This window comes from Streptomyces sp. NPDC059477 (genome assembly GCF_042749375.1).
GTDB lineage: Bacteria > Actinomycetota > Actinomycetes > Streptomycetales > Streptomycetaceae > Streptomyces.
Genome location: NZ_JBHYUG010000135.1, coordinates 4,471 through 16,519 on the forward strand (window position 1 = coordinate 4,471; position 12,049 = coordinate 16,519).

Sequence of the window (12,049 nt, forward strand, 5' to 3'; positions counted from 1 at the left end):
GTGTTGGTCCCAGAACAATCCCCCCCCATTTTCTTGTGTGTCACTCGGCTCACTCGCCTGCCGGGCCCCACCTCATCTGTCTGTCCCGCCCCCCCCCCCGCCGTCGGGCCGCCCGGGGTCCCGTCGCGTTGTCACCCCTACGGCCGTGCCACCTCCGGCGACGGGGGCGGGGGCGGACAGTACCCGCCATTTTCGAGGTCATCCGGAAACCGGTGATGTGCCCTGGTTTTCTTTGGAACCGGTCAATTGCGGGCGGCTACGAAACACCGACATCCGGTACGAGTCCGCGAGTCGGCCCTGCGCAGGGGGATCGTTTCCGGTCGCCGACGCCCCTTCCCCACGTCAACTCACTGACGAAATTGGGGATCTGTACAGCACTGACGTCACCCACGTCACCCACGTCACTCTGCTCTCTGCCCCCACCCACAGACAGGGACGACCTTGCTGGCAACCCCGAGAACCCGCGCGAGAAGCCGGTTCACCGCTGCCCTCACGCTGCTCCTGGCGGCGGGACTCACCGGCACCCCGGCCGTGGCCGCGCCGGACGCCCCCACCCCCGTACTCACCCCCTCCCCCTCCCCCTCCGCCTACCGCTCGGTGACCCTGATCACCGGCGATCAGGTGCTTCTGGACGCGCGGGGTGACGCCGTCGGTGTCACGCCCGGCGAGGGCCGGTCCGGCATACCGCTCCAGATCAGCCGGACCGGCGAGCACACCTATGTCGTGCCCGCCGACGCCGAGCCGCTGATCGACGCGGGCACACTGGATCTGGCGCTGTTCGACGTGGCCGAACTGAGCCGCCCCGAGTACGGCGAGGTGGCGGGCGGCGGGGCCCCGGTGCTGGTCCGGTACGCGGCCGAGGACCCGGCGGCGCGCGGCCGGCTGGACGCGGGCACGGACGCCGAGGTGCGCGAGCTGGCGTCGGTGGACGGCGAGGCGGTCGTGGTGGCGCCGGAGGAGACACCGGCGGCCTGGTCCGCGCTGACCGACACCGAGGACGGCCGCAGTGAACTGGCCCCGGGCGTCGCGTCGTTGCGGCTGGACCGGGTGGTGACCGCCGCCCTGGACACCAGCGTGCCGCAGATCGGCGCCCCCGGGCTGTGGGAGGCGGGCCTGGACGGGACCGGCGTACGGATCGCCGTCCTGGACACCGGCATCGACACCACGCACCCGGATCTCGCGGGCAAGGTCGTCGCCGGGCAGAACTTCTCCACGGACGCCGACCTGCGCGACGGCAACGGACACGGCACGCATGTCGCCTCCACGGCCGCCGGGACCGGCGCGGGCTCCGAGGGCCGCTTCAAGGGCGTGGCGCCCGGCGCGGAACTCCTCAACGGCAAGGTGCTCAACACCGAGGGCTCCGGGCTGACCTCGGGGATCGTCGCCGGGATGGAGTGGGCGGTGGCGCAGGGCGCCGATGTCGTCAACCTGTCCCTCGGGGCGACCGACACCCCGGGCACCGACCCGCTGGAAGAGGCCGTGGAGGCGCTCTCCGACCGGGCGCTGTTCGTGGTCGCGGCGGGCAACGCCGGGTCGGGGGCGGGCACGCTGGCCTCGCCCGGGGTGGCGGAGGCCGCGCTGACCGTGGGCGCGGTGGACAAGCTGGACCAGCCGGCCGACTTCTCCTCGCGCGGGCCGCGCCTGGACGGCGGCGTCAAACCCGATGTCACCGCGCCGGGTGTCGCCATCACCGCCGCCTCGGCCGAGGGCACCCGGCCGGACGCCCCGCACCCGGTGCCCGGCTATGTCACCCTCAACGGCACCTCCATGGCCACCCCGCATGTCGCGGGCGCGGCGGCCCTGCTGATGCAGCGTCACCCGGACTGGAGCGGCGCCCGCGTCAAGGCCCTGCTGACCGGTTCGGCGCTGCCCGGTGACGGTACGGCGTACGAGCAGGGCACCGGACGGATCGACCTCACCCGTGCGACCGCCCAGAGCGTGGTGGCCGAGCCCGGCTCGCTGAACTTCGGCCGCGCCGAGTGGCCGCACACCGACGACGAGCCCCAGACCCGTACGGTCGGCTACCGCAACCTCGGGGACACGCCGGTCACCCTCGAACTGACCACCGCCACCACCGGCCCCGACGGCGGCCCGGCCCCCGAGGGTCTGTTCACCCTCGGCGCGGACCGGGTCACCGTCCCGGCGGGCGGCACCGCGGGCGTCGAGGTCACCGCCGACACGCGCGTCGGCGGCGAGGCCAACGGGGCGTACAGCCTGACGCTGACCGCCGCCGGGGACGGTCAGAGCGTGCGCAGCACGGGTGGTCTCGACCGGGCGGGCAATACGTACGAGGTCACCATCGAGGCCACCGGCCGGGACGGGCTGCCGCCCGGGATCTTCAACTGGGCCGCCTGGCTCACCGGGCTCGGCAACGGGGTCTTCGAGCTGGTCAGGGGCGAGAACGGCACCGCGACCGTGGAGGTCCCGGCGGGTGACTACACGCTGGTCGGCCGTAACTTCGCGGCCGGTGGCATCGACAACCTGGTCGCCCCGAAGGTGACCGTCGACCGGGACATGACCATCGCCTTCGACGCGCGCGACGCCCGGCCGGTCGAGGTCACCCTGCCCGATCCGCAGGCCAGGGGCTACGCCACCTTCATGTCGACGGTGGTCCGCTCGGGCGGCCTGGAGGCGTCCGCCAGCATCGGTCTGCCGGCGAGCCTGACGGGCGCCCGCACCGGTCTGATCGGCGACCCGCCCACGCCCGGCGAGGTCACCTCCTACTTCGTCTCGCACTGGACCGGCGGCGACGGCAGCGAGTACCACCTCGCCCACACCCTGCCCGACAGCTTCTACACCGGTCATGTCCAGCATGTCGCCGCCGCCGACCTGGCGAAGCTGACCCTGCGCCAGGGCTCCTCCGTGGCGGGCGCGACCGGCGTGAACTGGACGCTGCTGCCCGGCACCGGCACCTCCGGCGTCGGCTACTACAGCGACCTGCCGAACACGCGGACCGTCTATCTCCAGGGCGACCACACCTGGTCGGCCCGCTCCGAGCAACGCGACACCGCGGGCGGGAGCCTCCAGGCGCAGTACGAGATCCCCGCCCGCGCGTACCGGCCGGGCGAGAGCCGTACGGAGACGGTCAACACGGGCGTCTTCGGCCCGGCGCTGGGGGCCGGGAGCGGCGGGGGCGGACTGGTCCGCGACGGGGACACGCTCACCGGCTCGATCGCCCCCTTCACCGACGGGGCGGGCCACGCGGGCGGCAGCCTGTACGACCCCGCCGCGACGACCACCAGCCTCTACCGCGACGGCCGTCTCCTCGCCACCGCCGACGGCCCGCTCGACTCCGCGCGCTTCCTGCTGCCGCCCGGCAAGGCCCGCTACCGGCTGGTCACGACGGCCGCCCGCCCGGCCGCGATCGCCTCGGTCACCTCACGGGTGACCTGGCAGGCCGAGTTCACCTCCGCGCACACGTCGTCCCCCACCGCCGTCCCGGCGAGCGTGGTCCGGTACGCGCCCGAACTGGCGCTCGACTCCACGGCACCGGCCGGTGCGCGGCAGCGGATCCCGGTCACCGTGGCGGGTTCGGCGGCGGGCCGCGGCCTCGCCTCGCTGTCTGTGTCGGTGTCGTACGACGGCGGCGGGAGCTGGCGTCCGGCGGCCGTCCGGCAGGGGGCGGTGACCGTCACGAACCCGGCGGCGGGCGGGTCGGTGTCCTTGCGGGCGACGGTACGGGACCGGCAGGGGAACGTCTTCGGCCAGACGATCGTGGACGCCTATCGCACGGCGTGACCCCTTGGCCCACTCGGACCCACCCGGGCCCACCCGGGCCCACTGGGACCTAGCGGAAGACGGACGGCGGTGGTGCCGGTGATGCCACCGCCGCCGCGTCCGTCACCGGGAGGGCGCCGCCCGTGAAGTCGGTCAGCTCGCGGCCGTGCGCGACCCGGGCGGGGTGCGGGTCGCAGGCGGCGCGGCGGGTGAGTTCGGCGAGCGGCAGCGGCAGGTCGGAGGCGACCAGTACGGCGTTGCCGAACCGCTTGCCGCGCAGTACCGCCGGGTCGGCGATCAGGGCGACCTCGGTGAACCGGGCGGCGGCGGTGGCGATCTGGCCGCGCAGATGGGCGAGCGGCGGACCGTCGGCGAGGTTCGCGGCGTACAGGCCGCCCGGCCGCAGCGCCCGGCGGACCTCGTCCAGGAACTCGGTGGAGGTCAGATGGGCGGGGGTGCGGGCGCCGCTGAACACATCCACCAGGATCAGATCGGCCCATCCGTCGGCGACCTTGGCGAGTCCTTCGCGCGCGTCGGCCGACCGGACCCGGATCCGGGCCCCGGCCGCCAACGGCAGTTCGCGCCGGACCAGTTCGACCAGGGGCGCGTCCCGCTCGACGACCTGCTGGGTGGCGCGGGGGCGGGTGGCGGCGAGATAGCGGGCGAGGGTGAGGGCACCGCCGCCCAGATGCACCGCCTTGAGCGGGGTGCCGGGCGGGGCGGCGAGGTCGATGACATGGCCGAGGCGGCGCTGGTACTCGAAGGAGAGGAACGCCGGGTCGTCCAGATCGACGTGGGACTGCGGTGCCCCGTCGATCAGCAGCGTCCAGGCCCGCGCCCGCTCCCGGTCCGGGATCAGCTCGGCGAGCCCGCCGTCGACGGCCTCGACAAGGGCCCCGGCGGGTCGGCGCCGGGGAGTGTTCCTGGACTTTCCCATGGGGCCAGTGTCCCAGGGGGTGGGGGGGCGGCGCCCGTCCTGGGTGCCTGGTCATGGACGCGGGGTCGGCTGCGCCGGGTCGGGGATGTCCGGTCGGGGATGTCGGGGTCGGGGGCCGTACGGTCCGGTACCGGGGCCCGTACGGTCTGGCGTCAGCAGCAGTTGTCCGCCGCCGCGATCAGCCGGGCCGCCTCGCCGAGGGCCTCGCGCAGTACGGCCGGGTCGGTGGCGAGGTCGGTGTCGCCGGGGGGCAGCAGCCAGCCGGAGCCGTCGGCGGGGGGTTCGGGGGCGGCGACGCTCAGTCCGCGGCCGTCGGTCTCGGTACAGGTGCTGCCGGGGACGTCCCAGGCGGCGGCGGTGCCGGGCGGCACCAGGAAGCCGAGGGTGTCGCAGCCGTCGTCATGGAGGACGGGGCCCACCGCCTCGCAGGCGCCCCGGCGCAGGATGTCGACCGCCTCAAGTCCCTGCCGCGCGGGGACGGTCACGAGGTCCCACTCGGTCGGCGGCGCGCTGTGCACACTTCTCGCACCGCGCGCACCACGGAAATCGATACTCTGCCTGGTCTCCATCCCGGCCTCCACCACGAACCTCCTTGGGCATGCGGTCGGGAGTCGGGTGGCTCCCGGTCCGCAGGGTTCAACGCGGCGGAGCGTCAACGGCTACGCCGGAAGTGCGCCGCAAAGGATGGCAGTTCATGGCAGATCACGGATGAGATATCCGGTTTGTAGCCAAACACCGCGTGGCGGACCCCCCACGGGGGTACGTTCGTGCCGCCGGACCACAGGGGCACCATCCTGGCAAACCTGATAAATAGGTCAACTCGCCTCACATCCGGCAGGGTTCGACGGTTCGCATGAGAGGACCCGGCCATGACGTCGTCAACGGTGACCTCGTCCCAGCCCCCACGGCCACCGCGGCCGAACCTCGCCTTCCGGCGACTGCGCGGGCGGCGCTCCCCGGCGGAGTTCGCCGCCGAGGTGCGGCGGGCCGCGCGGGAGATCGGCGAGCAGGTCAGCTGTGACGCGCGCTACATCGGCCGGGTCGAGGCGGGTGAGATCCGCTGCCCCAACTACGCGTACGAGCGGGTGTTCCTGCACCTGTTCCCCGGCCGGACACTGACCGACCTGGGCTTCGCTCCCCGTTCGTCCGTCCGCGGCCGGGCCGCGCGTACGACGCCCCGGGCGTCCCCCGCGCGCAGCGCGAGCCCGGCGCGGGAGGAGGACGAGGCGCGGGGGGAGCATCCGCCGGGCGCGGCGCGGGACCCGTACGCATGGCACCACGACTACGAGGAGAGCGACGTGCTGCGTCGCGCGTTCATGACCGGCGGTGGCGTCACCGTGGCCGCCGCCTCGCTGGGCCCGCTGGCCCTGGCACCCGGCGCCCTCGCCGCGCAGCGCTCGGTACCGCGGGCCGGGGCGAGCGAGGCGGGCGCCCTGGAGGAGGCGGTCCGCAGGATCCGGCTGCTGGACGACCGGCACGGCGCCGATGGTCTCTACCGGCGTGCGGCGGCCCCGCTGCGTGCCGCCTACGCGCTGCTGGACGCGGGCGCGACCCGGCAGGCGACCGCCGACCGGCTGCACTCGGGCGCCGGGGAACTGGCCATCTCGGTGGGCTGGCTGGCGCACGACTCGGGCCGGTTCGACGACGCCCGCTCGCACTACGCGGAGGCGCTGGCCACCGCGCGGGTGGCCGGGGACGCGGGACTTGAGGCGCACGCGTTCTGCAACACGGCGTTCCTCGCGCGGGACGCCGGGCGGCCCCGCGAGGCGGTGCGGACGGCGCAGGCCGCGCAGCGCATCGCGCGCCCGCTGGGTTCCGCGCGGCTGATGTCGCTGCTCGCGCTGCGGGAGGCGGGCGGCTGGGCGGGGCTCGCCGACCGCACCGGCTGCGCCCAGGCCCTCGCCCGCGCGCGGGCCCTCTTCGAACGGGGCGCCTGCGACGCCGATCCGGAGTGGATGACCTTCTACGGCGAGGCCGAGCTGGCGGGCCTTGAGGCACAGTGCTGGTCGACGCTCGGCGACTGGTCCCGCGCCGCCCGGCACGCCCGCCGGGCCGCCCATCTCCAGGACCCGCACTTCACCCGCAACATCGCCCTGTACACCGCGGAACTCGCCGACGACCTCGCCCGCGGAGGCCGCCCCGACGAAGCCGCCCAGGCGGGCCTCGGCGTCCTCGCCCTCCTCCACCAGGTCCAGTCCTCCCGCATCCACACCATGCTCGCCGGCACGGCCCGAGTCCTCCTCCCCCACCGACGCGCGTCGGGCGTATCGGACTTCCTGGAGAAACACGCTGCGCTGCCGCGGGCGGGGTGAGGGGTGGGGCTGGTGGCTGGGGGTGTTGCTGGTGGCTTCCTGTCCGGGTGGGCCCGGGGGACCCGCTCGGCGCTATCCCAGGTGTCCCCGGTCGTTCCAGGTCTCGATGGCCGGTTCGTCGTAGGCCCAGGACAGGAGGGAGAGGGACGTGGGGGCGAGTTTGACGCGGGCGGCGAAGAGGAGGGGGAGGCCGAGCCAGCGGGCGGCCAGGGCGCGCAGGATGTGGCCGTGGGCGAAGACCAGGACATCGCGGTCGGACGAGCGGGCCCAGGCGACGATCTCGTCGGCGCGGGACGTCAGGTCGGCCGTGGTCTCACCGTCGGGGACGCCGTCGCGCCAGATCAGCCAGCCGGGGCGGACGGCCTGGATCTCGTCCGGGGTCATGCCCTCGTACGCCCCGTAGTCCCACTCCATGAGCGTGTCCCAGGGCGTGGCGCGGTCGCCGAAACCGGCGAGTTCGCAGGTCTCGCGCGCGCGGGCGAGCGGGCTGGTGCGGACCTCGGCGTCCACGAGGCCCTCGAAGGGCGGCCGGTGCAACCGCTCCCCCAGCAGCTTCGCGCCGCGCCGGCCCTCTTCCAGGAGGGGGACATCGGTCCTGCCGGTGTGCTTGCCGGACAGTGACCACTGGGTCTGTCCGTGCCGGGCCAGCAGGATGCGCGGTGCCATGGCGGGGCCTTTCGGAGTGCCGGGCGTCCGAGGAGCGCCGGGGGTGTGATGGCGGCGGTGTCGTGGGCTTGCCGCCGGGGTGTCGCGGGGCGAGAAGCCGGACGGCTTCCCCCATCATCGCCTACGCCCATATAGGGCAACCCGGCGGGCGATCTCTGCGTCTTCCCAGGCTGGAGTGCCCCATCGGAGCTGCGGGTGTACGCCGTAGAGTGACACGACCGAGACGAGGGGGAGGGCGATCGGATGCCGCATTCCGACAGAACGGGCATCGAGGCGTCCGCACCACCCCGCCCCCGCTGGTGGACCGAGCTGCCGCTGCTCCTGCTCGTGTACGGCTGTTACTCCGCGGGCCGGCTGCTCGCCCGGGGCGACGAGTCCACCGCCGTCGACCACGGCCTGGCGATCCTGCGTCTGGAGAAGGCGCTGCGGCTCAACGCCGAGCATCCGCTCAACCGGCTGTTCACCCGCGAGCCATGGATCGGGATACCCGCCGACTTCTGGTACGCGTCACTGCACTACCTGCTCACCCCGGCGATCCTGATCTGGCTGTTCCGCTCCCGGACCGTGCGCTACCGCGCCGCCCGCACCTGGCTGATGACCTCGACGTTCATCGGCCTGATCGGCTTCACCCTGATACCCACCTGCCCGCCCCGGCTGCTCGAACCCTCCTACGGGTTCGTCGACACCATGGCGCAGTACAGCGCGTACGGCTGGTGGGCGGGAGAGGCGAGCGCGCCACGCGGGCTGGGCGCGATGACGAACCAGTACGCGGCGCTGCCGAGTCTGCACGTCGGCTGGGCGCTGTGGTGCGGGGTGATCCTGTGGCGGTTCGGCGGGACCCGGCTGACGAAGGCCGTGGCGGTGCTCTATCCGCTGGTGACGACGGTCGTGGTGATGGGCACCGCGAACCACTACTTCCTGGACGCGGTCGCGGGCGCGCTCGTGATGGGCGCGGGACTGCTGCTGACGCCGTACGTGCTGCGGACCGCGGACCGGCTGCGGGCCGCCGTCACGGCCCGGTACCCGGCGTTCCCCTGGGGCTCGTGGGCCGCACGGGCCCCCGTTGTCAGTGGTGGATGCCAGACTTCCACGGGTGAACGAATTCCACGGCAGCGCGAGTCACCCACCGGACCGGGTTCCGCCCCCGCGGACCCGGGAGCCGGCGACGTCGCGGGATGGGAACTCTCCCGCAGCGGCGAGGCCGAGAGCGTGGGCAAGGCTCGCTGAGCTGCGCGGTCCGGGCGTCCCGGCCAAGGCGCTGGACGCGCGTGCCCTGGCGGCGCTGGCCGCCAACCCGGGCTGTTCCCGCCGCGCGATCCTGGACGGCGCCGGGGTGAACAAGGCGAAGCTGGCGAGCGCGCTGGGCTCCCCGTCGGTCTTCGGCCAGTCCCAGTTCGCCTTCGCGCGGGGCAACGCCTTCGAGGCCCGCGTCAAGGCGGACGGCGGCGCGGAACTGCTGGGCCTGGTGCACCGCACCCTCGACGCGGGCGCCGAACCGCCCGCCGCCGCGCGCGTGCCCGACCTGTCGGCGACCGGCCCCGAGGGCCGCGCGGCGCGTACGGCGCTGGCGCTGCGCGAGGCCACCCCCGCCGGGGCGTGGACGCTGCTGGACCATCCGATGCTCGCCCTGGACGTGGCGGGCGCCCCGGCGTTCCTGGAGCCGGACGCGGTGGTGGTGCACCCGGACGGGCACTGGACGGTCGTGGAGATCAAGTCCTTCCCGATGCTGGACGGTTCGGCGGACCCGGCGAAGGTGGGCGCGGCGGCCCGCCAGGCGGCGGTGTACGTGCTGGCGCTGGAGGAGGTCGCCGCGCGCCTGGACCCCGCCCCGCGCGTGGGTCATGAGGTGCTGCTGGTCTGTCCCAGGGACTTCTCCAACCTGCCCACCGCGTCCGCCGTCGACATCCGCAAGCAGCGCGCGGTGACCGCCCGCCAGCTGCGCCGGCTGACCCGCCTGGACGAGATCGCCGCCGCCCTGCCCGAGGGCACCTGCTTCGCCCCCGAGCTGCCCGCCGAGCAGTTGGTGGCGTCCGTCGAATCGGTCCCGGCGGCCTACGCGCCCGAGTGTCTGTCGGCCTGCGAGCTGGCCTTCCACTGCCGGGCACGGGCCCGCGCGGCCGGCGCGGTGACCGCCCTGGGCCGCCCGCTGCGCGCCGAACTGGGCGCCCTGACCGACGTGGCCGGCGTCCTGGCGGCGGCCCGCGGCGCGTACGGCGACCAGCCCGGCCCGGAGGATCCGTACGACCCCGACGACCCCACGGTCATCGCGCTGCGCCGGGCGGCGCGGCTGCGGGCGGAGGCGCTGGGCGAGGCGGCGGCACGGCGGCTCACGGTCGTCGGGCCGGGGAGCGGGACACCGGGCGCGGGGAGCCCGGAGAGCGAGGGCGCCACATGTCGCTGATCTCGACGCTCGCCCGGCTGGAGGCCGTGCACACCGGGCGCGCCCAGCCCGCCGCCACCGTCCGGCACCGACGGCTGTCCGCGCACCCGCTGGTGTTCGTGCCGCTCACCACGGCCGGTGAGGCCGGTGCGCCGCTCGGGGCGCTGGTCGGGACCGACCGGGACGCGCCCCGGCTGCTGACCGTGGCCCAGCCGCGCGACCGGGAGCTGCGGTTCGCGTTCCTCGCCGAGCTGGCCGATGTGGTGCTGCCCTATGTCGACGCCTACGCGGAGTCGGTCGAGGCCGCCGAGCGCACCGAGACCGACCCGGAGACCGGCAAGCGGGTCAAGGTCGAGGTCGACCTGTGCGCGGACGCCCCGCAGCTGATCGTCCCGAACCGCGCGGGGGTGGCGTACGTACGGCTGCTGGGCCGGTCGACCCGGTTCCGGCGGACGGCGGAGCAGGACCCGGAGGCGCCCTATCCGGCGCCCCCGCGCGTGCCGCTGCTCGGGCGGTGGCTGACGCACTACGGGGAGCGGGCGCGGGTGCCGGGCTCCTCGCTGCTCCTGGCCATGACCGATCTGCTGTCCCGGCACTGGGCGACCGGCCAGTCCGGCATGGAGGACCAGCACCTGGGCGCGCTGCTCGCCTGGATCGACCCGCCCGGGGGCGGGTCCGGCGCGGGGGCGGCGCTGGCGGCGGAGCTGGACCGGGACCGGGAGGGGCAGTTGCGCTGCCCGCCCGCCGGGCCCGCCACCGACCCGGCGTTCGACAACAAGCTGCTCGCCCCGGCCATCGACCGCTACGACCGCGCGCGTACGGCCTTCGCCGCCGCCGAGGACGGCCTGGAGGCCGACGACCGGCTGGGCGAGGTCACCGCCGCCGAGCGGGCCGTCCGGGAGCTGGTGGCGTCCCGGACCCTGCCCACCTGGCACGCGGTGTGGCGCGGCCTCGACCTGCTGCGGGAGCTGCCCGAGGGCGCGCGGGTCGAGGAGCGGTGGACGCGCGACCGCTGGTCGTTCACCGGGCACCGCGACCGGGTGCTCGCGGGCGAGCCGCCGCAGCCGCGCCACGACGACGCGGTGACCGCCGCGAACAAACTCGCCACCCGCGAGCGCGAACAGGCCCGCCTGGAGGCACAGGAGGCGCTCGACGACCCGCTGGTGATGGCGGGGCGACGGCTGGCCGGGGAGGCGCTGGTGGGCGAGGTCATCGAGGTGGCCATGACCTACAGCGAGGGCAAACGCCCCAGCCCACGCCCACTGATCACCCTCCGCACGGAGGACCGGCCCTACCTGGCGGAACGGACGAAGGTGTACCGCTCACTGGGCGGCAAACCGCAGTCGGCCGAGTTCGTCGGGTACGCCGGACACGACGAGTCCGGTGGGTCCGGGGAAAACGGGGGCCCTGTCCCGGGGGACGGCAGCGCGCTGGTCGTGCTGCGGATCCTCGACAAGATGGGCCGCGGCAAGGAACCGGCGGAAGGATCGCTGCCGGAGAAGGGCGACCGGGTGTGCTTCACCCTGTTCGAGCACGAACAGCGCGGCGGCGCCCGGCTCCCCGAGCCGGAGAACACGCCATGGACCCACGGCGGGCCACCGGGTGAAACGGCCGGATCGACCGGATCGGCTGAATCAACCGGATTGACCGCCGATCCCGTCGTCACCGAGGAGGACATCCTTTGACATCCTCCCCTCCCTGAAGGGAGGGGATTCCTGGCTCAGGCTGCCTGTGGGAGCAGCGCTCCCGCAGGTCTTACGCCCTCGGCACCAGCCGGGGTGAGACCAGCCCGGACGAGCATCACGCGTGCGGAGTTCTTGTCCCTGGGGGAGACGGCTCCGCACGCGGTACAGGTGTAGGTACGTTCGGAAAGAGGAAGTGCGTGCTTGGTTCTCGCTCCGCACGACGCGCAGTCCATGGTGGTGTGCGCGGGGTGCACGAGACGGATGTCCCGTGCGTGCTTGCGGCCCATCTCGATCAGGGCCTGCTCGGTGGCGCCGATCGCCGCGTCAGCGGCTTTGCGGGCCATGGTGGTAT

General features: G+C 74.4%; 9 protein-coding genes. 5 read left to right on the forward strand and 4 right to left on the reverse strand.

Annotated features, from left to right (window positions below):
* Positions 1-441 precede the first annotated feature (441 nt).
* Positions 442-3,738: a S8 family serine peptidase gene (locus tag ACFXAZ_RS37135; protein ID WP_384600687.1), complete on the forward strand. Its 3,297-nt coding sequence runs from the start codon at positions 442-444 to the stop codon at positions 3,736-3,738.
* Positions 3,739-3,787: 49 nt separating this feature from the next.
* On the opposite strand, the gene ACFXAZ_RS37140 is transcribed toward ACFXAZ_RS37135, so the two are convergent.
* Complete coding sequence (locus tag ACFXAZ_RS37140) at positions 3,788-4,654, reverse strand: spermidine synthase (RefSeq protein WP_384600690.1); 867 nt, start codon at positions 4,652-4,654, stop codon at positions 3,788-3,790.
* A 152-nt stretch (positions 4,655-4,806) separates the two neighbouring features.
* Positions 4,807-5,238: a hypothetical protein gene (locus ACFXAZ_RS37145; protein WP_384600693.1), complete on the reverse strand. Its 432-nt coding sequence runs from the start codon at positions 5,236-5,238 to the stop codon at positions 4,807-4,809.
* 285 nt (positions 5,239-5,523) lie between these two features.
* Between ACFXAZ_RS37145 and ACFXAZ_RS37150 the strand changes: the two genes are divergently transcribed.
* Positions 5,524-6,966 (forward strand): hypothetical protein, encoded by a 1,443-nt coding sequence (locus tag ACFXAZ_RS37150; RefSeq protein ID WP_384600696.1) that lies wholly within the window; start codon positions 5,524-5,526, stop codon positions 6,964-6,966.
* 72 nt (positions 6,967-7,038) lie between these two features.
* Here ACFXAZ_RS37150 and ACFXAZ_RS37155 read toward each other — a convergent pair whose 3' ends face one another.
* Positions 7,039-7,632: a histidine phosphatase family protein gene (locus ACFXAZ_RS37155; RefSeq protein WP_384600699.1), complete on the reverse strand. Its 594-nt coding sequence runs from the start codon at positions 7,630-7,632 to the stop codon at positions 7,039-7,041.
* 243 nt (positions 7,633-7,875) lie between these two features.
* Here ACFXAZ_RS37155 and ACFXAZ_RS37160 point away from each other — a divergent pair, with 243 nt between their 5' ends.
* The 3 genes from ACFXAZ_RS37160 to ACFXAZ_RS37170 all read left to right on the forward strand — a co-directional run bounded on the left by ACFXAZ_RS37160 (position 7,876) and on the right by ACFXAZ_RS37170 (position 11,697).
* Entirely contained in the window at positions 7,876-8,859 is a 984-nt protein-coding gene (locus tag ACFXAZ_RS37160; RefSeq protein ID WP_384600702.1) for a phosphatase PAP2 family protein, read from the forward strand.
* A gap of 106 nt (positions 8,860-8,965) precedes the next feature.
* The gene (locus tag ACFXAZ_RS37165) at positions 8,966-10,033 is read left to right on the forward strand and encodes a hypothetical protein (RefSeq protein ID WP_384600705.1); all 1,068 of its coding nucleotides are present in this window, start codon (positions 8,966-8,968) and stop codon (positions 10,031-10,033) included.
* A complete protein-coding gene (locus ACFXAZ_RS37170) occupies positions 10,024-11,697 on the forward strand; it encodes a hypothetical protein (RefSeq protein ID WP_384600708.1) in 1,674 nt (557 codons plus the stop codon). Before ACFXAZ_RS37165 ends, ACFXAZ_RS37170 begins: the two co-directional genes overlap by 10 nt.
* 35 nt (positions 11,698-11,732) lie before the next feature.
* On the opposite strand, the gene ACFXAZ_RS37175 is transcribed toward ACFXAZ_RS37170, so the two are convergent.
* On the reverse strand, positions 11,733-12,049 hold a 317-nt coding region (locus tag ACFXAZ_RS37175), incomplete at its 5' end, for a zinc ribbon domain-containing protein (protein WP_384600711.1).

Excerpts from the sequence above, each read along its gene's own strand:
- ACFXAZ_RS37140 (WP_384600690.1), bottom strand. The coding sequence starts at position 4,654 with ATGGGAAAGTCCAGGAACACTCCCCGGCGCCGACCCGCCGGGGCCCTT.
- ACFXAZ_RS37150 (WP_384600696.1), top strand. The coding sequence starts at position 5,524 with ATGACGTCGTCAACGGTGACCTCGTCCCAGCCCCCACGGCCACCGCGG.
- ACFXAZ_RS37155 (WP_384600699.1), bottom strand. The coding sequence starts at position 7,632 with ATGGCACCGCGCATCCTGCTGGCCCGGCACGGACAGACCCAGTGGTCA.
- ACFXAZ_RS37160 (WP_384600702.1), top strand. The coding sequence starts at position 7,876 with ATGCCGCATTCCGACAGAACGGGCATCGAGGCGTCCGCACCACCCCGC.
- ACFXAZ_RS37170 (WP_384600708.1), top strand. The coding sequence starts at position 10,024 with ATGTCGCTGATCTCGACGCTCGCCCGGCTGGAGGCCGTGCACACCGGG.